This is a genomic window from Bacteroidota bacterium (assembly GCA_016718825.1).
GTDB lineage: Bacteria > Bacteroidota > Bacteroidia > J057 > JADKCL01 > JADKCL01.
In genome coordinates, this window is the sequence record JADKCL010000005.1 from 345,273 (window position 1) to 368,886 (window position 23,614).

Below are 23,614 nucleotides of genomic sequence, written 5' to 3' on the forward strand. Positions count from 1 at the left end.
TAATATGCCTCTGGAAAAAGTCAATGTCGTCGCCTACAAATTGGGAGAAAATATTCGCCTCAAGAATTTCGCAGCCAGCTACAATGGTGTCATTTATTCCAGCTCGTCGACGGAGGTTTTGATTCAGCGGGGGCTCAATTCGTTTATTTCTGTCCAGAATTACGGCGAAGTTGCATTTTCGGATTGTGAGGAGGTGACGATCAAGGAATTTATGCATTTGTTGGCGCCATTCGTCGAAAGCCCGAATCCAAAAGGGATTGAATACAAAGAAGATTTCCTGATCGAAATCAATCCGGGAGAAAAGTTGAAATTCGATTACAATTCGATTCAGGTACCCGAAATCAATGCCGATGTCATCAAGATTGTGATGCTCAACGTGAGCCAATCCGCTGTATTGGATTATTTTTCCGAGTTGTCACAAAACCTGTTGCTGGAAACGGGCAAATACACCAAGGAACTGGAATTGAGCGGCAAATTGCATATCACCAAAAAGACGCTGATGAAATTCATCGGTCGCACGCTCAATACCCAAAGCCGGATCATCGACAATCTTTATTTTCTAGATGCGCCCGACACGGTTTGGGACAATGAATATTTGGCCAAAATCAACGACGGCCTTGCCTTGACCTTCAAGCTGAGGCCCCGATTTCGGGAGGTCGAATACACCCTGGCCAACAGCGACAATAGCCTGCGCACACTGGCGCAGATCATTCAGACACGCGAGAGCAACAAAATGGAGTTGGTCATCATTTTTCTCATTCTTTTTGAAGTCCTCAATGTCATCGTCGAATGGTTTCTCCCGTGATTCCCAAAGGGAAATTGTTGCTCATCGGCGGTCATGAGGAGAAGGGAGCACCAGCAGGCGAAAACCTCAAGGTGCACAAACGGACTGCAACAACCAACCATTTCGAGATTTTGGGTACCCTGATTTCGACGATACCAAGGGCGCACCATTGGATCGAAATCATCGCATCGGCATCTGCGATTCCAGCGGAAATGGAGGCCTTGTATGTCGATTCGTTTCAGCGCCAAGGATTTTCCAAGGTGGGCATCATCCAGGTATCGTCCCAGAAAGACGCCCAAAATCCGCTGTTGATCAAACGAATTCAAGCTTCACACGCCGTCTTTTTTACGGGAGGAGACCAACAACGTCTTGTTTCCCACTTGGCTGACACACCCCTGTTGGCTGCCATTCGAAAAAAGTATTTCAGCGACCCCAATTTCATCGTCGCGGGCACAAGCGCGGGCGCGATGGCGATGCCTGAAACGATCATTGAAGGTGGATTGATCCACGAGGCACTTTACAATGCTGACCTTTCGCTGGGAATCGGGTTGGGGTTGATCGAAAATGTGATCGTCGACACGCATTTCATCAAGCGGGGCAGATTTGCCCGCCTCGCGCACGCCGTCGCTTTGAACCCCACCTGCCTCGGCATCGGGCTCGGCGAAGACACCGCTATACTCGTGTCTGAAGGCAACCTGATGGAGGTGATCGGCTCGGGCATGGTGATTCTCATTGACCCCAGTCGGATGCATGCAAAGAATCTGAATGCTGGATTTGAAGATACCCTTTCCATCGTGATTGAAAATCTGATCGTGAGTATTCTTGCCGAAGGAAGCCGGTATTGGGTCAAGGAACGCACATCACACAGCAAGCTGTAGTTTCGGCACCGAAATTATCCGTCAAAATCTACTAATTTCGTTTCATGAATTTGACCCGTGTTGCGACTTGGTTGTTCATCATTGCAATGGTGCTGGCGTTTTTGGTACTGGCGCAGGATTTTTTGATTCCTTTGGTTGTTGCGGCCTGTATATGGTTCATTATCAATAGTCTTTCCAATCTTATTGCCAAGATTCGAATCGGAAAACGTAGCCTTCCCATGTGGTTTACGCGCGTCGTGGCGATGTTCCTTATTTTGGGAAGCATTTTTGGTGCCATCGAAATTATCGTGCAAAGCGTCAACGGCATGATGGCAGCTGCCCCGACCTACGAAAAAAACCTCGAAAGCATGATCGGGGAAGCCCTTTTGGCAGCCAATTTCAAAGAAACCCTGACGCTTTCCCAGATGATGGAACGTGTGGATCTCGCCGCTTTTGCTGCCGAGTTTGGTACGGCCGCTTCAAGTCTGGCGAGTTCCTTGTTTTTGGTCCTGTTTTACGTGCTCTTTATGTTGATGGAGCAAAGCACGTTTCCCAAAAAATGGCGATCCACCTTCAAAACCAAGGATTCCCGTAGAATCGCAGGTGCCACTTTGGACCATATCAACCTCTCCATTCGCAATTATATTACTTACAAAACCGGCATTAACCTTGCCACAGCCCTGCTCAATCTGGTCATCATTTGGCTCGTCGGAATGGATTTTCCGGTGTTTTGGGCATTTTTTATCTTTTTGATCAATTGGATTCCGACCATCGGGACGCTGGTTTCCGTGGTATTGCCGAGCCTCTTTGCCTTGGTCCAATTCAATTCCTGGACGCCGGCTTTGATCGTCATGGGGGGCATCATTGCGGTGCAGACGGTGATGATCAACCTCGTTGAACCCAAAGTCCTTGGACGCCTCTTGAACATCAGCGGATTGGTTGTGATGTTGTCTTTGGTGGTCTGGGGAATGATTTGGGGCATCGTTGGGATGGTTTTGTCGGTGCCGATTATGGTCTCTCTGATCCTCATCTTGTCCAACTTCCCCTCGACCCATCCGATTGCCATTTGGCTTTCTGCAGACGGCAAAGCGGAACCGGTTGAGTGAACGGGGCGAGGTGGAACTACAGGGCCTTTTTGCTGACGAATAGGTTGGAGCAATTTGCTGACTGCCAGCATTTCTCCATGCTTGATCAAATTCCAGAAAAAAGATACGGGAACCTCTAGCCCTTGCTAGTCAGTTCCCGATCGATCAAAGCGTTGAAAAAACAGCCCAAATGGCAGCAGTTGCTACCAATCGGTTTTTCTTGTGTATCGCCTGAAGCATTGGCCGCAAACGCGACCGCCAACAGACAATTCATTCATTCAGCGTCAACAGTAGTTCAAAATTGACATTCCGGATTTCGCCAATGAATGACCTAGGTCAGGAATCAAGCTGTTTTTTGGAAAAATTTGAATCTGGCAGGCAGATTTCTCTGGGAAAAGATCCGAATTCAGGCCGCAGTGCTGCCCGATTGGCGCTTTTCCATCATCCGCAGGGTGAGCGAAGTGATCAGCAAGACCCATGGACTGCCGTGCATCAACAGATCAAACCAGTAAATGCCAAGGTCCATTTTCTGCCCCGTAGCAATCCACCTGATCTTTTCCCAGATATGCGGCTCCGGGAAAAATGGGGCCAATCCCAACGTCAAGGAGGCCATTGCGAAAAGTGGAAGCCCTTGGATCAATAGTTTTTTCATGCTGAAATCATTTTCTCTACGCAGCAAAATTACCGCGACTTCGGAAGCTGAAATGTAACCTAGGTTCCAAAGACTTAAGTCCAAAAGAAAAGCCGGGCAAGCCCGACTTTTCCTTTCAAGTTCGACACAAAAATCAGTTTCAAGCGAGATCAGCTTTGGGTACCAAAGCCGTTTTTTCCAAGGCATCCCATCCGCCAGCGATGTCCGTGATGCCATGAAAGCCGTTGGCCATCAAGATCGAAGCGCCAATCATGGAGCGGTAACCGCTTTTGCAATGCACATAATAACCCTGTGATTTGTCGAGGGTTTGCATCGACTTCAGCAAATAATCCAGCGGATGGTTCAGCGCCATACCCAGATGTCCGCCGTTAAATTCGGCAAATCGGCGCAAGTCCAAAACGGGTTTCGGATGTTGCTGGAGCGCATTTTCCAAACCGGACGCAGGGATACGATTCACCGAAGCAATTTCCATTCCTCCCGAACGCCAAGCGTCAAATCCGCCCTCAAGGTATCCGAGGCAATTGTCGTAGCCTACGCGGGCAAGGCGTGTGACGATTTCTTCGACGCGGCTGGGTTCGGCAACCAAAACGATTGGCTGCTGCAGGTTTTCGATCACGATGCCCACCCAAGGTGCAAAATCGCCTTCGATGCCGATGAAAATCGATCCCGGGATATGCCCTTCAGCGAAAGCATCCTTGTTGCGGGTGTCGATCACGAGCGCACCCTTGTCCATGGCTTGCTCGAATTCAGCCAAATGTAAAGGCTTTGATCCATTCGCGAGCACGCTCTCGAAGCTGCCGTAGCCCGACTTGTTGAGCTGCGCGTTTTTGGGGAAATACTGCGGCGGAGGGAGGATGCCATTGAGCACTTCGTCAATGAATTGCTGTTTGGTCAATTCAGGGCGAAGGGCATAGTTCGTACGTTTCTGATGCCCGAGGCTGTCCACGAGTTCCTTGCCGATGTTTTTGCCGCAAGCGCTGCCTGCGCCGTGCCCGGGATAGACGATCACATCATCTGGCAACGGCAATATCTTGTTTTGGAGGCTGTCGAATAAAAATCCGGCCAAGTCCTCGCGGCTTGTGTCTTTGGAAACCGCCAAGTCGGGCCTGCCGACCTCATTGATAAACAAGGTGTCTCCTGAAAACAGTGCATGCGGATTGCCTGCTTCGTCCATCAGCAAAAAGCAGGTGGATTCCATCGTGTGGCCGGGTGTATGAAGCACCTTGATGCTGATCTTGCCGAGTTTCAGGATTTCGCCATCGGTGGCAAGGTGAATGGGGAAATTGGCCTTGGCGGTCGGACCGTACACGATTTCTGCGCCGGTCAATGCCGCAAGATCCACGTGCCCCGAGACAAAGTCGGCATGGAAATGCGTTTCCAAGATGTACTTGATCTTGGCATCGTCTTCGTTGGCGCGGTCAATGTAGGGCGCAGTTTCGCGCAGCGGATCAATGATGGCGGCCTCGCCGTCGCTTTCGATATAGTAGGCAGCCTCTGCGAGGCAACCGGTATAAATCTGTTCAATCTTCATGACACATCAATTTGAATACACCGCAAATCTCCTGAGATGGTTCCGTTCAAGGAATGATCTCCGTCAGGGTTTGGCGTGTCAATGGTTACAGATCACTGATTTGAGTTGGTTTTGTGACTTGGGTTGCAAGGCCGGAATTGTCCGACCAGAATTGGCAATGCTTCCAAACGTCTTATCTTCACCCCCAAATGTCCATCCTCCAGAAAATTCGCCAAAAATCCCGCTGGTCCCTGATGCAGTCTTTCTTTGCATTGGGCATGGAGGGGAAATGGCTGAAGGACCGTCCTGGGTTGCGCATTCTTGTGTATCACGGCGTCGTGCCCGCACCCGTGCGGCGCATCAATGCACGGTTTGTATCCACGGAGCAGCTGGATGCGCAGATGGCCTTCATCCGCAAGCGTTGTCAGGTGATTTCGGTGGAACAGGCATTTTCGGGAGATTATGATCCGCAGCGGCTGGCAGTTGCCGTGACATTCGACGATGGATACCGCAACAATTTACTCCATGCCTTGCCGATTTTGCAGCGCCATCAGATCCCCGCTACCGTTTTTGTGACGGCTGCCCGCGCTGCTGGAGAGGACATTTTGTGGGCGGATTTGCTGGATGTCGCATCGGCAAACCAGGGTGAACCGGTCACGATTGCTGGCATCCAGTTCCGGAAAAACCGCAAGGGCGAATATGCGGATGCAAGCGGAATCCGGCTCAAAGAACATTGCAAAAAAGGAGGAAAGGCATTTGTGGACGTCCTGCAAACGGCATTCGCAGGGGCCAATTTCAGGAATGATTCATCGTGGGATGACTACTGGAAATTGCTGGACGCCCATGAACTAAAGAGCCTTTCGCAGGCGGATGGCATCACAATTGGCGGACATGGAACAAGCCACAACAACCTCGATTTAATGCCGATCGAGGAAGCCTTGATGGATGTAGAAACGGGAATTCGGTGGATCGAAGCGGCCACGGAAAAGCCCGTGCGCTCCTTTGCCTTTCCCGACGGGGCTTATTCCTTGGATTTGGTGGAGGCCTTGACTCAAAGGGGATTGACCCAGCTGCTACTCACGGAATTTCGTTTCAACGATCAGAATGATGCACGCCTTCGGGATCGCTTTACGGTTCACCCGTTTTTGCCCACCAAGGTTTTGATGGCAGAAATGTACAAAGGGCATTATTTTTAAGCCATGGAGAAGCCCTTTCCCTACCGTCTTGAGCGCTTGCGCGACGATTTGCTACCGGATGTGCAGCAGTTGCTGGCGGAGGTTTTGAAGAAGCGCGTTTCCTTGGAATACATTCGCAAGAAATACGATACGCGTTTTACCGGGCATCAATATGTCAGCTGCATAGCTTATGACGGGAACAAGCCCATTGCCTTTTACGGGACGATTCCGCAATTTTTTTCGGATGGAAATGGCGGTCGCTTTGTCGGATGCCATGTCTCCGACAGCATGACTTTGGAAGCCTATCAACGGCGGGGTTTGCATCAGCGTTTGGCACTTGAAACGTACAAGTGGATGCGCGAGGAAGGCATTCGTGTGGTGTATGGCTTTCACAGCGAAAACACCTACCACAGTTGTAAAAAGCTCGATTGGAAGGAGTGGGGAACGCTCCGCGGCTATTGGTTGAAGGCGGCGAAGTTTCCTTTGGCGAAGTTTTTTCGGCGGATGCCCATCTTGCGAAATTGGCAGGTGGCACGCGTCAAAAAAGTGCTTGCACAATATGCCGTTGCACCGAAGGATTTTGTGAATAGCCAAGCCGAATCAGGATTGTGCGTAGAATATTCGTCCGCATTTTTTGATTCGAAGGCATTTCATCAGAATTTCTGGGTGGAATTGTCGGGGGTGAAATTCTGGCTCAGCATCGACGCTGTGGTACGCGTCGGCGATGTGCATTTTGATTCACAGAAATCCTTTGAAACTGGATTGGCTGAATTGATCCGAATCTGCATCCGATTGGGATACCCCAATATTTTGTTCCAGACATTTCCCGGATCCAGACTCGACCAAGCCTTGGCTGTCCATCACGCAGGATTTGAATCCTGGATCGTCGGCTTTTTGCCGATTGCTGAAAATTTTGATTTTACGCAATACAAGCCCAATTACGGGGATCAGGATTCGTTTTGACCTGCCGAAAAAGCGTGGATTTTTTCCATCAACCTTTCTGCAAGCAAGACGCGAACCTGTTCCGGAAATCCGGAGAGTCCCGGAATATCGTTGTATTCAACGAAGTAGCGTTGGCCGCTTTTTTCTTCGAGAATGTCGATCGCCACAATATCTGCACCCAATTTTTTCTGCAAAGTTTGAGTCTGCGCAACGAGTTCGGCATCAGGCTCAATCAATACAAAATCGGTCGTTTCAACATTGGCTTTCCAGAATTTTCCACGTCGCGCCATGGCCCAGATTTGATCGCCGATGGCCAAGTAGCGGATGTCGCGGTCATACGCAATATAGGGTTCGGTCGTGACATAATCTTCCGACATAAACAGGAGGTCTTGTACATCCTGCCATTGATCGGCGTCGCGAACAAGCACCTTGCCAAATCCGCCATGGTAATTGCCGGATTTGACGACGAAGGGAAATGTAAGTTTGATGTTTTTGAGCGTGGCGGGATTCGTCACTGCTTGAAAAGGGATGACGGGTAAATCGCAGGTTTTCAATACCCCCAGCATCGTGAGCCGGTCATATCCTTGGAGCAAAACAGCTGCATCGTTGACGCAAGGAATGCCCGACAATTGGATCAATTCAAGCGCCGCACGATGCTTCGCCAGAGGCTTGATTGCCCCCACGCGCCAGAGAATTGCATCCGGCTTGAGTACGCCTTGAGGATCCAAGGCATACAGTTCGCCGTCGCGCAATACCCAATCCGTGGATTGGATTTTCTTCTGATGCACTTCAAACCCAGGCAAATATTCTGGCCAATAACTTTCTCCGTTGAGAATGAGTATTTTTTTCATTTGCCTTGTCTTTAATTTTCAGGATGCAATTGTTGCGCAGCAGATTGCCCATAGTCCCATAATTCTTGAATGGGTACTGCATTCCTGACTGTTTTGTTAATGTCTTGCCCCTCCTCTGAAAAGAGCGGGGGAAAACAATGAATTCCCTGCGTACCATTTATCTGGGCGATTTCCTTTTTCCATTCCACCCATCTTGAACCACGGTAGAAGGTCTCCATGTCGCAATTGAGGCACCATTGGATGAATTCGCTGTAGCCCAAGTTCATGGGTTCCCAATAAAGCGATTGCGGCACAAAATAGAAGATTTTTCCAATGTCTTCGGGTGAAATTCCTCCGTTGTTGATGGCGAAAAATCCCCCTAAAACATCATCCGCAATGAGCAAATAGCCAATGTTTGTTTCGCCTTTTTGAACGGATTTCCCTTCGTTCCATGCCATTAATTCGCGGTCCAGTTTTTTGGATCCTGAGCCCAAAATCCTGATCCAGCCATGGTCAATGAGAATCCCGCCTGTTTCGTAAACGATGGCGCCCATCGACGATTTTGTGGTGACCTGCGTTTCATAAAGTGCGCTTTTCGCGCGTTTGGAATCCTTGGGAAGGACTTCGAAATCGTTTTTTGCAGTGGCGAGCCACTTTTGAACAGACGTCCAGCCCGATTTGTTCTTGTCGATCAACTCTGAAAGTGGGCGCCGCACCACGGTTTGTGCCATCAGTTCAATGGTTGCAACACATAGCAACGCAAATAGTAGCGTGGATTTGAACATTCCGAAACTTCGCCAAAAATCTCTAACTTCTCCCCATGTTGGACCGGAAATCATTTTTGCAGCGTATGGGAGCCTTGGGTGGTGCGGCCTTTTTGGCGCCGCTGATGGACAGTGGATTAAAGGCTGAAATCCAAGCCGCTGCTGCGCAGCTACAGGTGGGCGATCCGCTGTCGGTGGCCACCGACGAGGCGATTTGGAAAACCATTCGCAAGGCTTTTGACTACCCCACAGAGTTTATCAACCTCGAAAATGGCTATTACAGCCCCATGCCCAAGCCTGTTTTTGATGCCCATTTGGCCGACGACCGCCGCATCAATCACCTGACAACTTTTTACATGCGCCGCGAAATGGATGCCGACCGCGAAAAAATCCGCGAACGCTTGGCGCTGTTTGCCGGCATCGACAAGGAAGAATTGGCATTGACCCGCAACACGACCGAGTCGCTCGACCTCCTGTTTGCAGGCATCGGATTGAAGCGCGGTGACGAAGTGATTTGCAGCAATTTCGATTATGGCAGCATGCTCGAAATGCTCGACCAAATGGCCGAACGTGATGGCATCGTCGTGAAGCGGGTTGTCCTTCCACCCGTTCCCGATTCGAATGAAGACTTGATCGCGCCCTTCCGGAATGCCATCACGGACCGCACCAAGCTCATGTTGGTCACCCACATGATCAACCTCAATGGGCAGATTTTGCCTGCCAAGGAATTGTGCCGTTTGGGCAAGCAGCACAACATTGCCGTCGTCGTGGATGCCGCGCATTCGTTTGCACACATCAACTTCAAACTCCCCGAATTGGACGCTGATTTTATCGGCAGCAGCCTCCACAAATGGCTGAGTGCGCCCTTGGGAAATGGCCTCTTGGCTGTGAAAAAAGACAAAATTGCGGGCGTTTGGCCCTTGCTCGGCGACGTAGGGCAGCCCAAGGACAATATCCGCAAGTTTGAGCACCAAGGCACACGTCCGCCGGCGGATTGGCTCGGAATCGCGCATGCGATTGACTTTCATGAGGGCATTGGAGGGGCGCAAAAGGAGGCAAGGCTACGGTATTTGAAAAATTATTGGGCCGAACGCGTGAAGGACCTGCCGCATGTGACGCTCAAAACTTCCCTGAAACCCGAATTTTCCTGCGCCATCGCCAATGTGGCCGTCAAAGGAAAGTCACCCGTGGAATTGGCTGATTATCTCTTCAAGGAGCACAAAATCTGGACCGTTGCGATCGGGAACGTCGGCATCGAAGGGGTTCGCGTGACGCCGCATCTTTACAATACAACCGCAGATTTGGATACTTTGGTGAGGGCTTTGGAAATGGCGAAGTGAATTCGATCAGAAAAAATCAGGTTGCTCGCCCCCGCTTCCTGCAAACCGAAACGTGACCGTGCCCTCAAAATGGCCCGTTCGCACATTCACCTGAAAATAGCCGATCCGTTCCTTGTCCTCCCGGTGCTTTTCATAGACATCGGGAACCTCCTCGTAAAGCTGAACGCCCAACCATTCTTTGGTGGGTCGCTTGGCTTTTTCGAATCCAAAGGCATTTTTTACCAGCAGAACCGCATCCGCGGGATCCATGTGCCCTTTCAGGAAATTGAGCGTCGAAGACTCGATGAATTCTTCCTGGGAAAAGCTCTCGGGCAGCGTGAATCCGCCGAGATCCTCAATATGGTACCGCTCCGGATAGCGACCGCATGCCTGCAACCCGATTCCTAGGCCGAGGAAACACAGGTAGATCCAAAAACGACCATTCGGTTTCACAAATCCACCACTTCGATATGGTTCCTGCCGAGCTTCACCTGTCCGAGATTTTCGAGTTGCTTGATCAACCGTGAGACCACTACGCGTGAGGTATGCAGGTCGTCGGCAATCTGTTGATGCGTTGTTTCGATTTCAGTTTTGCCGAGCACGCGCACACGGTCGCGCAAGTACTTGAGCAGGCGCTCGTCCATGCGCATGAACGCGATGCTGTCGATCGTTTCCATGAATTCGTCCATCCGCAAGCGGATCGATTCGAAGATAAACGCCTTCCAGCTTTGGTATTTGGTGATCCAACGGTCGAGATATTCCACCGGAACCATGACGAGTGCCGAATCCTCCTCTGCCACGGCGTGCACTTTGCTCTTTTTGTTGCCCATGCAGCAGCTGAGCGACATGGCGCAGGTATCTCCGCTTTCCAGGTAATAAAGGAGAAGTTCGTTGCCTTCCTTGTCTTCGCGTAAGACCTTGATTGCGCCTTCAAGCATGATCGGCATGTGCGTAAACGGATCGCCGACATGCATGAGGGTCTGCCCCAACTTGACGCGGCGCAATTGGCCGACGGTGGCGATTTCCTTCATCAGGTCGTCTTCGAGCATGAAGCCGAGATGTTGCTCGACCTTCGTGTACAATTCTTGATTCATCTTCTCTGCTTTGCGGCCTCAATTTACACCTTCGAATGCAGCTTTTAAAATTTGCTTTACGGAAGCCATTTTCCCAAGCCCCATCCTGAGAATCGCGTTCATTCTGCCCCACTGACCAAGATCAGGCGCATTTGTAACTTGAGTAGCGGATCTGGACTTGGGCGCTCCGGAACTTTGACGACAGAAATTCTACCCAACATGAGTGAAGTTGCATTTCCTCCGAAATATGTTTCTGCAGCAAAGGCTGTGTTTACCGGTCGCTGTCCCGTATGCCGCGAAGGCGCGGTGTTCAAGGGACCCTGGAATAGGCTGGATTTTATCGCCAACAACCGGCATTGTCCGGTTTGCAACACCGATTTCGAACCGGAACCGGGCTTTTTCTATGGTTCGATGTACGTGAGCTACAGTTTTAATGTCGCGACGTTGGTTGCTGTTTATCTGTTTCTATGGGTCTTGTTTGACCCCGAATCCCCTTGGGTGTACATCGCAGCCGTGATCGGTGTCACGGTGGCCATTGTTCCTTTCACAGCCAGGTTGTCCAGAATGCTCTGGATGAATTGGTTTGGTCCGTTCAAATATGATCCGACCGCAGCCCGACGGATGCCTTGATGGCTGAAACGACCTGGTTTTCCTGATATATGTCATGCTTTTTGAGAATGTCCTTTCTTGTTCGAATGTTCTTGCTTAGCTTTGCAGCATGAATCAGGCGACGCAAGTGAAAGGTCAGCAAAGTGGTGTGCAAACACGTTCGCTCCTCGGGGCGGTACTCGCAGCCAAGTGCCCGCAATGCCGTGAAGGTGAATTCTTTGACGGCCCTTGGAATCGAATGAATTTTTTGAAGATTCATCAGAATTGCCCCGTTTGTGGGGTACAATTCGAGCCGGAGCCCGGATTTTTCATTGGCGCGATGTACGTGAACTATGCGTTTAACATCATTCAGCTGGTGATTGTCGGGCTTTTTATGTGGCTCGTGGTGAATCCTGATTCGGCATGGTGGATCGTCGCCGCCGTGTTGGGCGTAACCTTTGCCACGATTCCGTTCACAGCGCGTATGTCGCGGGTGATTTGGATGTACATGTTTGCCGGGATCAAATACGATCCTGCTGCTGCGCGACGCACCTGACGCTGAGCATCTCTATTGGAATTCTAGAATCCGTTCCGTTCAAGGTTCAGCTTTGCCGGGAGGTAGTCGGATTTGATTTTCAGTGCAGCTTGATAATCCGCCACGGCCTTTTCGGTTTCGTTGAGCTTTTCCCAGGTTTCTCCGCGGTCGTTGAAGGCCTCGAAGTAATCGGTTTTGTAACCGATCGCGAGGTCAAAGTCGGCGATGGCTTCTTGGTAGCGCCCGAGGGCACGCTTGGCCAAGGCCCTGTTGTAAGGCGGCAAATGTGTCCAATTATTGTGAAGGGCGATGGATTTGTCAAAATCAGCAATCGCCGCTTCATATTGCCCCAGTAGGAGCTTGGCTTTGCCGCGGTTGTTGAAGGCGTAGGCATGTGTGGAGTCCAAGGCAATCGCACGGTCGAGCAGCGGCAATGCTTCTGCCGGGCGATCAAGGGCGTTCAAAGCGTAGGCTACCCCGCTCAGCCTCTTGGTCCCCTTAATCGGAAACCACAAGCAGTTGTTGATGGCAGCATTGGCTTTTTCTGTATTTTCTTGATAGATATGGCAATAGGAGAGGCGCATGTAAACTTGCCCAGAATCAGAATTGAACGTTGCAAGTGCCATGTTAAAATATTCGATCGCAGTCGCGTAATCCTTCTGATTGTCCATGAATGCAGCATATGCAAACCATGCTCGCGTGTCGTCGGGAACTTTTTCGAGATATTTGACAAAGCCTAAATTCGCCTTTTCTGGCTCACCCAATCCGGAAAGCACAACGGGCATCATGTATTCGATTTCAAGGTTGGTTGGCGCAATCTTGTAGGCATCTTCGAGGTCCCGCAGGGCTTTGTCATATTTCGCTAGTGCTTCATAGGCTTTCGCCCGTCCGATGAGTGCGTCGAAATTTTCGTTGTCAAGTAGCAATGCACGTGTGTAGTCTCTTACCGCTGGTTCGAAACTGTCTGATCGGCGTTTCGCATCGCCCCTGATGGTGAGGTAGATATGTTTGTCTTCCTCACCATACATAATTGCGGTATCTAAATACATGATTGCACTCTCGTAGTCGTCCATCCGCATCAGGCACTCTCCTTTAAGCGAAAAAGCAGGTGCATATACCGAATCTAAAGCGATGCATTTCTCCAATTGCTTTATGCATTTTGCATAATTTCCGAGCTTGAAGTCCAGATTGGCGCTTTGGAAGTAGGTGAAGATTGACATTGAATCGATTCCAAGGGCAAATTTGTATTCTGCTGCTGCATCCTCAAATTCCCCTTTTTCATAGGCCAACATTCCCAAATACGTATGGCACTCGGCACGTTTGGTGGAATCCAGCTCCATGGTACGATTGAGCGCGACCTCGGCAAGGCTGAACTCATTCATTCGGTACAGAATATAGCCCTTCAGGAGTTGTAGATTGCCGCTCTGTGGTGCGAGCGCCGTCCCTTTTTCAAGATCTACTAGCGCTTCTCTCAGCATGTTGCGGTTCATGTAAATGACACTGCGGTTCTTGTAGGCATTCACATTTTGTGGATCAAGCACCAATACCACATTCAGGTCTTGCAATGCTTTTTCGGTTTCCCCCCGGTTGCGATACATCTCGGACCGTATGGAATAGGCCATGGGATTCTTCGTTTCGCGGGCAATCGCGTAGTCCAAATCGTCAAAAGCCGGTTCGTATTCACCCCGTATCGCAAAGATGGTTCCGCGAATGACATAGGCTTCGACGTTTTTTTCATCCTTGAAGAGAATTTGCTTGCAGGTCAGAAAGGCTGCATCGTAATCCTCTTTGTCGAATTGTGCTTGTGCCGTTTTGAGCAAATCTTTGACCGATCCTTGGGCATTGAGTGCGGACCCTGTTGCTGACAGCAGCAGGAAAAACAGCAGGAAATGGATCAAAATGCGGGTGGAATTACTGCGCATCGTGGCCGCGATGAATGGAAGGAGGTTTTTCACTTTATGCTATTTTGTTTTTCAAGGTCATTTGCCGAGTCGTTGCAGGTTGGCCTTCGCCGGTTCATAGTCGGGATTGGCCTGAAGCGCTTCGTTGTAATCGGAAACAGCCTTTTCCAGATTGCCCAGTTTTTCCCAAGTTTCCCCGCGGTCATTGAGCGCTTCAAAATAGTCTCCTTTGTAGCTCAAGGCGAGATTGAAGTCGTCGATGGCCTCCTTTTCGCGCCCCAAAGCACGGAGCGCGTTAGCCCGATTGTAGGGCGGCCAATGGAAATAGTCGTTTTTGAGTGCGATCGACTTGTTGAAGTCTTCGATGGCTGCCTCGTAACGGCCGAGTTTGTATTTCGCAAATCCACGGTTGTTGTAGGCGTAGGCAAAGGTCGAATCGATAGCAATGGCTTGTTCCAGGATCTCCAGCGCCTCCGGGTAACGTTCCATTTGGTTGAGCAGATAGCCAATGGAAAGCAGCTCTGTCGCAGATTGACTTTTCATTTTCATGAACAAATCTAGATCAGCATTGGCCTCTTTTGTTTGTTTCAGCTCCCAGTAACAGATCGCCCGTGAGTAGAGCAATCCGGTTGAATCGGTGTTGGGGCATTGAAGTGACTTGGAAAATTCCTCGACGGCAAGGGCGTTTTTGCCTTGCTCTTGGGCACTTCCTCCAAGTAGCATCCATGCCTTCCAGTCATCCGGTACGCGCTTGAGATAACTTGTGAGCGTCTTTCTTCCATTTTCAAATTCTTTTGCATCCATTTGAGCCTGCCCATAATAGAAATGGGCCTGCAAGTCTTCTGGATCGAGCGCATGCGCTTTTTTGAGGTCTTCCTTGGCCTTTTCTGCGAGTCCCAAGCCCGCGCGCGCGGTGCCCCGGGCGACCAAGGCTTCAACGTACTCCGGTGACTTCAGAAGCGCTTTGTTGTATTCATTGATTGCGAGTTCGGTCTCTCCGCGGCGGAGGAAATAGTCCCCCATCGTTTTCAAGTTCATCGGCAGGACGGGACCACCAATGGCAATCGACCTTTTGATAAACGGCAATGCTTCCTCGTCGCGGTCGAGCATCATCAAACACCTTGCGTAGTTGCCGATGCTTGTGGCATCCATCGAGTCTGCTTGGACGGCGGCTTCAAAAATGGAAAGGGCTTCCAGCGTGTCTCCTGCTTTCAAGCGCAATGAGGCGAGGTTTGACAAAGCCTCCGTCGCATAAGGATTGACCTCGGCTGACAGCCGATAATGGGCTTCGGCCTCCTTGTCTTTCCCCATCGTTTCCAAGATCAAACCGCAGAAAAGATAAGCACTTGACGAATCATTGGTTCCCAGCTCCAAGCTACGCTTTAGATAGGGCAATGCTTTGGCTCCGTCGCCCAATTGGTACTGAGTCAGGCCCATGTCAAAGTGGGTTCTTGCGCCATCAGGGTCCAGTTTGAGCGCCTTTTCCATGTCCTGCATTGCCGCTTTGCTATTTCCCATTTCAGCGTAGACATGACTGCGGTACCGCAAGGTTGCCACATGTTTGGGGTCCATGGATAGCACGTGGTCAAAATCCTTCAATGCTGCCTCATGTTGATGATTTTGGTAAAAGATAATCCCGCGAAAATAATAGGCCCGTTTGTCCTTGGTTCCCCGCTCGATCGCATTGTTCAGGTCACGATAGGCCGATTTGTTTTGACCAAAAAGTGCAAATATGGCCCCTCTCAAGATGGCCGCATCATTGTTTTGGGCGTCCACGGAAAGAATTTCCTTGCAGGTTTCCATGCAAGCCTCGTAATCGTAATTGGCGAACTGCTCCTCCGCCTTCTTTGTCAGCGTTTTGACATTGGTTTGGGCAAATCCTGTGGTGGAAATGCTGATTATCAGCAGTATGAACAACAATAATCGTTTTCTCATCGTTTGGGTTGGGTAAAATAGAAACGGAAATTGGCATTAATTTCTGGAAACTAGAAGTTGAAATCTCTCGGCTCGCCGAGGGCTTCCCTGCCGTCAAGGATTTCCTTTCCTCGACCTTCAGGGTCTCCCACCCATGGACTTCGCGATAGGTCTGGCTTAGCTGGCGAAATGCCCATTTTGCGTCTGAAAAGGTAGTTTTCGTAGGCGCCATCGATGGCGGCCACAAGTTGCTCCCGTTCGTAACGAAACGCAGCTTGTTTGATGGCCTCCAACCAATAGATGCCTTCCTCGACCTTCACTTGTTCGCCGGCATATTTTAATGTCTCAAGTGCAGCTTCAAGTTCAAAGTCTTTGTCGCCGCGTTTGGTGTAAAAACCTTTGCGGCATTCATTGGTCGCATACGTGTCAAAAAGTTTGGCGAATTCGGCTTCCATCGGACTATGTACGTACAACATCGGTCTCGCATCGACCGGCTCTAGTTCAGCAACTGCTTGTTTCTCTTTTGGGGACTTTTCGTACCGCGCCTTGAGGGCAGCAACGAAATAGCGGGATTCCTTTTTTCCGCGAATATCAGGCAATAGCCGCCAAAGTTTGGGCGACCTTGTGCGCTCGGCCACATAGGCGTAAAAATTGGGGAACCCAAATTGCTTGCTTTCCTCGTGCTCGTCAATAAAGAGCCCGTAATCCTGCCAACCGTTGTACACCTGTTTGTTCTTGGACCAGCGATAGTCGAGCAGATAGTCTTTGACGACTTGAATATCTTCCTCGGAAATGGGTGTGATGATATCCAACGTGGCAATCTCCATTTCCAGCCTGGCAAAATCTCCGGAAAACCGAACGCCTTCGATGTCCTCCTTCTCGGCCCGCCACAGGCATTGAAGGTCGAACAGTTTTTTCTGTTGGATGCTGTAAATGACCTCATCGGCTTCGGTCATCGCCTGTGTCAGCTTGTACTGCTCGAGTTCGACTTGGGACTTGCCGAAAGCGAGCCAATTTTGTCGTCCAAGGTGATATTCTGCCAAAAAATTCGGAACGTCTTCGTCTCGATATTTTGACAGCCATGCAGCCATTTTGGGGTTTGCAAGGCATTCATCGATGAATTGTCGTTGCTCGGAGGTGAATTCGTGAAGCATAGGAATGGGGTTTTATGGGTAAAAGTGTTTTAGAAAGTTTGAGCGAATGCTGTTCTATTCATGAACGATGTTGGTAAGGCACAAATCATGAACGGAATCGATTGCAAGGGAATGCAGTTTCATTTCTGGAATTCGGTTAAAGATGTAAATGGCAGGATTGGCTGCCGGAAGTTTTAGTCTTGTAGGTCGAATCTCGGAATTCCAGTCGAAGGAGTCAAGAACCTGGAGGAAATTTATCGGTCTGAGGCAAACAAAAAAACGCCCAGCGCTTTGAAGCCTGCTGGGCGTTTGGAATCCTTCAAATGTCTCGGCCACTGTGTAGCGGTGCCCACCTGGGCGACGTGATACCAACCTTGGCGATCAAGCGGCCGAAGCCACTTGATCTCTTTGGTCAGTATCCCGTAGGGGAGTCGAACCCCTGTTGCAAGAATGAAAATCTTGAGTCCTAACCACTAGACGAACGAGACATATTTTGAAGAACGGGCCACAAAGTTAGGAATCATTTCCGGCTTGTCAAGACTTATTTTATATTTTTTTTGAGATTCCTCATATTTTTTTCTGAATCGCCCTCCGTTTGCACGATTGGCCTATTTTATCTAAGTGTTAAAATGACACTTTCCCCTTCAAATCGGTTGGCATTTCCATTGAATAACCCTAACTTTGGCCAAGTTTATCCGATTGATCATTATCGAAAATCTCATTTAGAATTATGGCTATCAAAGTAGGAATCAACGGTTTTGGTAGGATTGGCCGCCTGGTGTTCAGGCTCTTGGCTGAAAATCCCAACGTGGAAGTCGTGAAAATCAATGACCTCACCGACAATGCCACCTTGGCACACCTGCTCAAATACGATACGGTTCACGGCAAATTCAAAGGCACTGTCACCGCCGACGAATCCAGCATCACCGTCAATGGCAAGCGCATCCTCGGCAGCTCCGAAAAGGATCCGCTCAAACTCGGTTGGGGCGAACTCGGCGTCGATGTCGTGATCGAATCCACAGGCGTCTTCGTGAGCCAGGAAAAAGCAATGCTGCACGTGCAGGCCGGTGCCCGCAAAGTCCTGATCACAGCCCCTGCCAAGGGCGATGTCGATGCAACCGTCGTCCTCGGGGTCAACGACCACATCCTCAAACCCGAGCACAAAATCATCTCCAACGCCTCTTGCACCACCAACTGCCTCGCGCCGATGGTCAAGGTGCTCGACGAGCAATTTGGCATTGTCGGCGGATTCATGACCACCGTTCACGCCTTCACGGGTGACCAAAACTTGGTCGACGCGCCTCACCGCGACCTGCGCCGTGCCCGCGCCGCCGCGATGAACATCGTCCCCACAAGCACCGGTGCAGCCAAGGCCCTCGGCATCGTTTTGCCACAGGTCAAAGGCCTCCTCGACGGATTCGCCACACGCGTCCCCGTTCCAGACGGTTCGTTGACCGACTTCACTGCGCTGCTCAAAAAGCCAGCAACTACCGCTGAAATCAACGCCGCATTCAAAGCTGCCTCGGAAGGCGCCCTCAAAGGCTACCTCGAATACAGCGAAGAAGAGCTCGTTTCGAGCGACATCATCGGCAATTCCTACAGCTGCATCTTCGACAGCAAACTCACCAACGTCCAAGGCGCCCTCGCCAAAGTCGTCGGTTGGTACGACAACGAATATGGCTACAGCTGCCGCGTGGCGGAGTTGGTTACACGTATTGCCTAATTAAGTGAGTAGTTAGCAAGTAGCAGTTAGCAGTTTCGAACGGAATTCGAGCGCTTCAACTGCTACCTGCTAACTCCTAACTGCTAACTTTTTGATCCCCATGATTCATATAGAAAAATGTAATCCTGCCGGTCGTCGTGCGGTTGTGCGCGTGGATTTCAACGTGCCCCTCGATGATGCAGGCAATATCACGGACGATATCCGTATCGCGGGTGCTTTGCCGACCATCAATTTCATTTTGAATGGCGGCGGTTCGGTGGTGCTGATGTCCCATATGGGTCGTCCGAAAAAGGAAGGCCGCGAACCCAATACCTTGCACCGCGTGGTGGCCCATTTGAGCAAACTGCTCGGGAAGCCCGTGCAATTTGCGGACGATTGCATTTCGGATGCAGCGTTTGCAGCGTCAGCGGCTTTGAAGGCAGGGGAGGTTTTGCTGTTGGAAAACCTGCGTTACTACGACGAAGAAGAAAAGGGCGATGTCGCTTTTGCCGAGAAGTTGAGCAAACACGGCGACTACTACGTCAATGACGCCTTTGGTGCTGCCCACCGCGCCCATGCGAGCACATCTGTGATCGCTCAATTCTTCAAGGAAAAATACGCTGGCTACCTGATGGCCCGCGAAGTGGAAACGGCCCACAAGGTCATGGACAATCCTGAGCGTCCATTTACTGCGATCATGGGCGGGGCCAAGGTGAGCGACAAGATTCAAATGATCACGCGCCTGCTCGACAAGGTCGACAATCTCCTGATCGGCGGCGGCATGGCCTACACCTTCCTCAAAGCCAAAGGCCACGAGGTCGGCAAGTCCCTGGTCGAAGACGACAAAGTGATCATGGCGGCGGCGATCATCAAAGCCGCACGTGGCAAGGGCGTGACGCTGATCATTCCGGTGGACAGCGTGGTGGCCGATAAATTCGCGGAGGATGCGAAGACGGCTTTGGTGCAAAACAATCAGATTCCGGCCGACATGATGGGTCTGGACATCGGTCCGGAGACCTTCAAGGTGTTTTACGACATCATCATGAAGAGTAAAACGATCATGTGGAACGGTCCGATGGGCGTGTTTGAGATGGCGCCGTTTGCGCAGGGCACGCTGGCGGTCGCGAAGGCCTTGGCCGAGGCGACAGCCGCAGGTGCGTTCACGCTCGTAGGCGGGGGCGACTCCGCTGCAGCGGTCAAGCTCGCGGGCTTGGACGATGAAGTGAGCTATGTCTCCACCGGCGGTGGTGCCTTGTTGGAGCTGCTCGAAGGCAAGGAATTGCCGGGCGTGGTGGCTTTGGGGGAGTGAACATAGGCGGATTCGAAGAAGAATCAAACAATGTGCAAGTCGATCTGCTGCGAATGGCGGAATGGGCTTGCACATTTCTCTTTTAGTAAACTTCGAATTTGGAACTGATTTAGGTTGCCGACATTCTGGGAGACGAATCAAATTGTTGCCCTTCTCCCAAGGATTCCGCATTTTTAGGAAAGTTAATCTTCCCCGAAATTGAAAGGGCAAATCTTCAGGCGTCTCTGCTTTCTGGTGATCAGCATTTTGGCCGGCCAATTGAGCCATGCCCAAGTCACGCCGTCAGTCATCGATTCCGTTGAGATTGCCAAGCTTCTGAAAATTGGAACCATATTGTGAGGATGCAAACTGCCGATTCGTCGTTTGGCTACCCTCATGGAATATGGGGCGATCATCCTGAGATCACATCCGGCAATACGTTTGGCCATCCCGTAGATTTTTCATACGTTTACTAGGAAGGGATTGGAGAAGAAGTGAAAAAGCACTTTCTGATCGCCCCGATTGGTTCTCCCATTTAAACATCTCCATTTTTGGATCTGCCATTTTCACCAAGGTCTTTTATCAATTGAATTTTTACAAAGTATGAGAAATCGTATTCTGTTGATGATTTTGCTCGCTTTTGCTTTTCAGATGTCCATGGCTCAACAGCTTTCATTGGATTGGGTAGGGCAATTCACGGGGTCGATGCTGAGCATGTCACACGATATCGATCTCGGGGGGAATGTGATTACTGTTGGGAACTGCAGTGGCGGCGGCGATATCGATCCCAGCATCATGGGTGTTCGTATCACGACAGGCAACGGGGCGTATGTGACCAAGCAGGACTCTTTGGGAAACGTGGTCTGGACCGGGGCGATCGAATCACCAGCGAGCACTGTGCAAATATGGCAAGTGGCGGTGGATGGGATCGGACGAATCTATGTAACCGGCTACCTCTATGGAACGGCTGATTTTGATCTCACGCAGGGAGGTATCGCCAATTATTCCAGCAGCGGTTTGGAGGCACGTTTTGTAGCAAGATATGGACCCTCCGGGTTTTTGCATTATGTCAAGGTATTCCCTGGCTACGGATTGCAGCAGGCCGACAACCCACTTGCGGTGAATGCGCAAGGCGACGTCTATATGAGCGGAAGCTTTTTTGGCACCGTGGATTTGGATCCCGGAGTTGCAGTGGCAAGCTATACATCTGTGAATGCCTGGACCGATGCTTATGTGGTGAAATTGGATCCGCAGGGAGATTTTGTTTGGGCAAAACAATTCTCAGGCGCTAAAGACGATGATTGGACTTCCGTATGCACTAGTCCTTCGGGCGATATCTACATTGCCGGAAGATATTCCGATTCCATCGATGTCGATCCAGGCCCAGGTGTTGTGCAACTCATCGCCAACACCTTCGCGGGAAACTTCCTTTGCAAATTGGATGCAAACGGCAACTTGCTCTGGGGGACACAATTTCTAGGTTCAGGATATTGCTTTGCCTCTGCCATCGAAACCACTCCCACTGGGGATATTGTGGTCGTAGGGGGCTTTGCAGGTGGTACAATGGACTTTGACCCATCTCCCGGAGGGGCACAAACCTTTTCGGCAAGCAACGTACAAGGCTTTCTGGTCAAGTTGGATGGCGCAGGTAATTATATTTGGGCTCGCGCCATGGATGCCGACTTCTATTCTCAAATCAGTGCATTGGATGTGAATGGGCTCGGAGAAGTCTATTACGCTGCAAACATTGCCGGCGATTGTGACGTCGATCTCGGAATTGGCGTGAATATGCACTTACAGATGGGATCCATGATCTCAAAATTGGATGTGAACGGAAATTATGTCTGGGCTGGATTTCAGACGATTTATGGCGGTCACCAAATCGAAGACCTTGCGGCTTTCCCCACTGGCAATGTCGTGGGTGGCGGCAATTTTTACAATGCCTTCCAAGCCGCCCCTCTCCCGCCCAACCAATGGCTTGCCGGGGTTGCTGGGTCTGTTTTCAAATGGTTGGAAGGGCCATGCGCCTCCGTGGTGATGACACTCGATAGCGTGCGGAATATTGGATGTGGCACACAGGGCTATGCCGCTGTGCAAATGAGCAATGGCACGCCGCCCTACAGCTATCAATGGTCCACAACCCCAATCAGCAACTTGCAGGCAATCGTCCTGGATAGCACGGGGTACTATCAAGTCACCGCGACAGACGCTGCGGGATGTACCGATGTACGCAGCCTCATCATGGAGGCGCCCGTGAGTCAAACGGCTTATGATCTGAAAGGGTATATTTTCGCCTCGCATTTCAGGCAGGGCGTTTCCCAAACAATGCAGATTGAGGCATTGAATGATGGTTGCCTCTCGACCAATGCAGATCTGAGCCTCACACTCGACAGCCAACTCACATTTTTGTCGTCAAACCCAAGCCCGACCTCCATTTCCGGGCAGACAATTTCCTGGAATCTAGGATCGATCGACTATTTTTCACCACATTTCCTCTCGGATGTCACCGTCGTACTTGACACCAATGCGACGGGCAATCTCGTCTGCTCAGACCTGCTGATCTTGCCGCAATCGATGGATTTCAATCCAAGCAACAATGCATTCCATGATTGCGAGTCGATCGTAGGTGCGTTTGACCCCAATGACATTCGGGTATTCCCGCAGGGCGCTTGCAACAGCAACTACATTACTTCAGACCAGACATTGACCTATTTCATTCGGTTCCAAAACGTAGGCACCGCAGATGCAATTAATATCAGGGTGCAAGCATTGTTAAGTCCATATTTGGATGTGAACACTTTACATCTCGTCGGAAGCAGCCATTCACCCCGGCGCACCGAAATTGGATTGGCGGGCAGCTTGAACTTCATTTTCGACAACATCCACCTGCCTGACAGTACCACAGATGAAGCTGGAAGCCATGGATATGTGATTTTCGAGATCAAGCCCCTTGCGCAGTTGCCCGTTGGCACAGGAATCGGCACAGGGGCAGCAATCTATTTTGATTACAATGCACCGGTTTTGACGAATGTAGTTTCCAACACCATCACGAGCTCGATCAACTCGCCCAATACTGCCGTCACCTACATCACCAATGGATTGCAAGCAAGTGCCGCCAATGCGAGCTATCAGTGGCTGGACTGTGACAACGGCAATGCACCAATCTCAGGGGAAACCAATCAAACCATCGCCCTTTTCAATACCGGCCACTATGCCGTCATCGTCACCGAAGGTGCCTGCTCCGATACTTCCGATTGCTTTGCTTACCCTTTTGTCGTGGGGCAGGCGGAGCCTGATCCCATGTCGCTGCTGATGCGCGCCTATCCCAATCCCAACCAAACCGGGTTGCTTCATGTGGATCTTTTCCAGACAGAAAAGGACTTGACGGCGCAAATTTTGGACGTTTTAGGTCGCATCGTGGGAGAGGGAACCTACCGAAATACAGGTTCCATCGCCCTGCAACTGCCCGCGCAAGCAGGGATCTACTACGTGCGGTTGCGCTCGGCTACGGGAGCGAGCGCAACGCTCAAGGTCGTGCGGGAATAGGTCTAGGGCTTGCAGG

Annotated in this window: 20 protein-coding genes and 1 tRNA gene; 11 read left to right on the forward strand and 10 right to left on the reverse strand. The window is 50.7% G+C overall.

Going from position 1 to position 23,614, the window contains the following annotated elements; translation table 11 throughout:
- Positions 1 to 4 precede the first annotated feature (4 nt).
- The 3 genes from IPN95_08015 to IPN95_08025 are packed head-to-tail and all read left to right on the forward strand — an operon-like array spanning position 5 to position 2,747.
- Positions 5 to 805, forward strand: a complete 801-nt coding sequence (locus IPN95_08015) for an RMD1 family protein (protein MBK9449348.1) — start codon at positions 5 to 7, stop codon at positions 803 to 805.
- Complete coding sequence (locus IPN95_08020; protein MBK9449349.1) at positions 790 to 1,662, forward strand: cyanophycinase; 873 nt, start codon at positions 790 to 792, stop codon at positions 1,660 to 1,662. The genes IPN95_08015 and IPN95_08020 overlap by 16 nt, the downstream gene beginning before the upstream one ends.
- A 44-nt stretch (positions 1,663 to 1,706) precedes the next feature.
- Positions 1,707 to 2,747, forward strand: a complete 1,041-nt coding sequence (locus tag IPN95_08025) for an AI-2E family transporter (protein MBK9449350.1) — start codon at positions 1,707 to 1,709, stop codon at positions 2,745 to 2,747.
- 385 nt (positions 2,748 to 3,132) lie between these two features.
- Here the strand turns inward: IPN95_08025 and IPN95_08030 are convergent, their stop codons facing one another.
- A complete protein-coding gene (locus IPN95_08030) occupies positions 3,133 to 3,378 on the reverse strand; it encodes a hypothetical protein (protein ID MBK9449351.1) in 246 nt (81 codons plus the stop codon).
- 139 nt (positions 3,379 to 3,517) lie between these two features.
- Entirely contained in the window at positions 3,518 to 4,909 is a 1,392-nt protein-coding gene (locus tag IPN95_08035) for an MBL fold metallo-hydrolase (GenBank protein ID MBK9449352.1), read from the reverse strand.
- A gap of 233 nt (positions 4,910 to 5,142) precedes the next feature.
- Here IPN95_08035 and IPN95_08040 point away from each other — a divergent pair, with 233 nt between their 5' ends.
- Positions 5,143 to 6,084, forward strand: a complete 942-nt coding sequence (locus IPN95_08040) for a polysaccharide deacetylase family protein (GenBank protein MBK9449353.1) — start codon at positions 5,143 to 5,145, stop codon at positions 6,082 to 6,084.
- Between the two features lie 3 nt (positions 6,085 to 6,087).
- Positions 6,088 to 7,026 carry a GNAT family N-acetyltransferase gene (locus IPN95_08045; GenBank protein ID MBK9449354.1) on the forward strand — a complete coding sequence of 313 codons (939 nt, stop codon included), beginning with the start codon at positions 6,088 to 6,090 and terminating at the stop codon, positions 7,024 to 7,026.
- Here the strand turns inward: IPN95_08045 and IPN95_08050 are convergent.
- Positions 7,011 to 7,856, reverse strand: a complete 846-nt coding sequence (locus tag IPN95_08050) for a hypothetical protein (GenBank protein ID MBK9449355.1) — start codon at positions 7,854 to 7,856, stop codon at positions 7,011 to 7,013. The genes IPN95_08045 and IPN95_08050 overlap by 16 nt on opposite strands.
- Before the next feature lie 11 nt (positions 7,857 to 7,867).
- A complete protein-coding gene (locus IPN95_08055) occupies positions 7,868 to 8,566 on the reverse strand; it encodes a DUF2625 domain-containing protein (GenBank protein MBK9449356.1) in 699 nt (232 codons plus the stop codon).
- A gap of 89 nt (positions 8,567 to 8,655) precedes the next feature.
- Between IPN95_08055 and IPN95_08060 the strand changes: the two genes are divergently transcribed.
- Positions 8,656 to 9,939, forward strand: a complete 1,284-nt coding sequence (locus tag IPN95_08060) for an aminotransferase class V-fold PLP-dependent enzyme (GenBank protein MBK9449357.1) — start codon at positions 8,656 to 8,658, stop codon at positions 9,937 to 9,939.
- A gap of 6 nt (positions 9,940 to 9,945) precedes the next feature.
- Here the strand turns inward: IPN95_08060 and IPN95_08065 are convergent, their stop codons facing one another.
- Both IPN95_08065 and IPN95_08070 read right to left on the reverse strand, forming a co-directional pair.
- Positions 9,946 to 10,371: a hypothetical protein gene (locus IPN95_08065; GenBank protein ID MBK9449358.1), complete on the reverse strand. Its 426-nt coding sequence runs from the start codon at positions 10,369 to 10,371 to the stop codon at positions 9,946 to 9,948.
- Positions 10,368 to 11,000, reverse strand: coding sequence for a Crp/Fnr family transcriptional regulator (locus IPN95_08070; GenBank protein ID MBK9449359.1), 633 nt, complete (start codon positions 10,998 to 11,000; stop codon positions 10,368 to 10,370). Before IPN95_08070 ends, IPN95_08065 begins: the two co-directional genes overlap by 4 nt.
- A gap of 210 nt (positions 11,001 to 11,210) precedes the next feature.
- Here IPN95_08070 and IPN95_08075 point away from each other — a divergent pair, with 210 nt between their 5' ends.
- Both IPN95_08075 and IPN95_08080 read left to right on the forward strand, forming a co-directional pair.
- Entirely contained in the window at positions 11,211 to 11,621 is a 411-nt protein-coding gene (locus IPN95_08075) for a DUF983 domain-containing protein (protein MBK9449360.1), read from the forward strand.
- Positions 11,622 to 11,709: 88 nt separating this feature from the next.
- Entirely contained in the window at positions 11,710 to 12,135 is a 426-nt protein-coding gene (locus IPN95_08080) for a DUF983 domain-containing protein (GenBank protein ID MBK9449361.1), read from the forward strand.
- A 23-nt stretch (positions 12,136 to 12,158) separates the two neighbouring features.
- On the opposite strand, the gene IPN95_08085 is transcribed toward IPN95_08080, so the two are convergent.
- The 4 genes from IPN95_08085 to IPN95_08100 form a co-directional block, all read right to left on the reverse strand.
- Positions 12,159 to 14,069: a tetratricopeptide repeat protein gene (locus tag IPN95_08085; protein ID MBK9449362.1), complete on the reverse strand. Its 1,911-nt coding sequence runs from the start codon at positions 14,067 to 14,069 to the stop codon at positions 12,159 to 12,161.
- Between the two features lie 24 nt (positions 14,070 to 14,093).
- On the reverse strand, positions 14,094 to 15,950 hold the full coding sequence (locus tag IPN95_08090; protein MBK9449363.1) for a tetratricopeptide repeat protein: 1,857 nt from the start codon (positions 15,948 to 15,950) through the stop codon (positions 14,094 to 14,096).
- Between the two features lie 50 nt (positions 15,951 to 16,000).
- Positions 16,001 to 17,083, reverse strand: coding sequence for a hypothetical protein (locus IPN95_08095; GenBank protein ID MBK9449364.1), 1,083 nt, complete (start codon positions 17,081 to 17,083; stop codon positions 16,001 to 16,003).
- A 395-nt stretch (positions 17,084 to 17,478) separates the two neighbouring features.
- Positions 17,479 to 17,550, reverse strand: a tRNA-Glu gene (locus tag IPN95_08100).
- A gap of 239 nt (positions 17,551 to 17,789) precedes the next feature.
- Between IPN95_08100 and gap the strand changes: the two genes are divergently transcribed.
- The 3 genes from gap to IPN95_08115 all read left to right on the forward strand — a co-directional run bounded on the left by gap (position 17,790) and on the right by IPN95_08115 (position 23,598).
- On the forward strand, positions 17,790 to 18,785 hold the full coding sequence (gene gap / locus IPN95_08105) for a type I glyceraldehyde-3-phosphate dehydrogenase (GenBank protein ID MBK9449365.1): 996 nt from the start codon (positions 17,790 to 17,792) through the stop codon (positions 18,783 to 18,785).
- Positions 18,786 to 18,885: 100 nt separating this feature from the next.
- Complete coding sequence (locus IPN95_08110; protein MBK9449366.1) at positions 18,886 to 20,073, forward strand: phosphoglycerate kinase; 1,188 nt, start codon at positions 18,886 to 18,888, stop codon at positions 20,071 to 20,073.
- Between the two features lie 582 nt (positions 20,074 to 20,655).
- Positions 20,656 to 23,598, forward strand: coding sequence for a T9SS type A sorting domain-containing protein (locus IPN95_08115; GenBank protein MBK9449367.1), 2,943 nt, complete (start codon positions 20,656 to 20,658; stop codon positions 23,596 to 23,598).
- Positions 23,599 to 23,614 lie beyond the last annotated feature (16 nt).

Excerpts from the sequence above, each read along its gene's own strand:
- IPN95_08015 (MBK9449348.1), top strand. The coding sequence starts at position 5 with ATGCCTCTGGAAAAAGTCAATGTCGTCGCCTACAAATTGGGAGAAAAT.
- IPN95_08020 (MBK9449349.1), top strand. The coding sequence starts at position 790 with ATGGTTTCTCCCGTGATTCCCAAAGGGAAATTGTTGCTCATCGGCGGT.
- IPN95_08025 (MBK9449350.1), top strand. The coding sequence starts at position 1,707 with ATGAATTTGACCCGTGTTGCGACTTGGTTGTTCATCATTGCAATGGTG.
- IPN95_08030 (MBK9449351.1), bottom strand. The coding sequence starts at position 3,378 with ATGAAAAAACTATTGATCCAAGGGCTTCCACTTTTCGCAATGGCCTCC.
- IPN95_08035 (MBK9449352.1), bottom strand. The coding sequence starts at position 4,909 with ATGAAGATTGAACAGATTTATACCGGTTGCCTCGCAGAGGCTGCCTAC.
- IPN95_08040 (MBK9449353.1), top strand. The coding sequence starts at position 5,143 with ATGCAGTCTTTCTTTGCATTGGGCATGGAGGGGAAATGGCTGAAGGAC.
- IPN95_08045 (MBK9449354.1), top strand. The coding sequence starts at position 6,088 with ATGGAGAAGCCCTTTCCCTACCGTCTTGAGCGCTTGCGCGACGATTTG.
- IPN95_08050 (MBK9449355.1), bottom strand. The coding sequence starts at position 7,856 with ATGAAAAAAATACTCATTCTCAACGGAGAAAGTTATTGGCCAGAATAT.
- IPN95_08055 (MBK9449356.1), bottom strand. The coding sequence starts at position 8,566 with ATGGCACAAACCGTGGTGCGGCGCCCACTTTCAGAGTTGATCGACAAG.
- IPN95_08060 (MBK9449357.1), top strand. The coding sequence starts at position 8,656 with ATGTTGGACCGGAAATCATTTTTGCAGCGTATGGGAGCCTTGGGTGGT.
- IPN95_08075 (MBK9449360.1), top strand. The coding sequence starts at position 11,211 with ATGAGTGAAGTTGCATTTCCTCCGAAATATGTTTCTGCAGCAAAGGCT.
- IPN95_08080 (MBK9449361.1), top strand. The coding sequence starts at position 11,710 with ATGAATCAGGCGACGCAAGTGAAAGGTCAGCAAAGTGGTGTGCAAACA.
- IPN95_08090 (MBK9449363.1), bottom strand. The coding sequence starts at position 15,950 with ATGAGAAAACGATTATTGTTGTTCATACTGCTGATAATCAGCATTTCC.
- IPN95_08095 (MBK9449364.1), bottom strand. The coding sequence starts at position 17,083 with ATGCTTCACGAATTCACCTCCGAGCAACGACAATTCATCGATGAATGC.
- IPN95_08110 (MBK9449366.1), top strand. The coding sequence starts at position 18,886 with ATGATTCATATAGAAAAATGTAATCCTGCCGGTCGTCGTGCGGTTGTG.
- IPN95_08115 (MBK9449367.1), top strand. The coding sequence starts at position 20,656 with ATGAGAAATCGTATTCTGTTGATGATTTTGCTCGCTTTTGCTTTTCAG.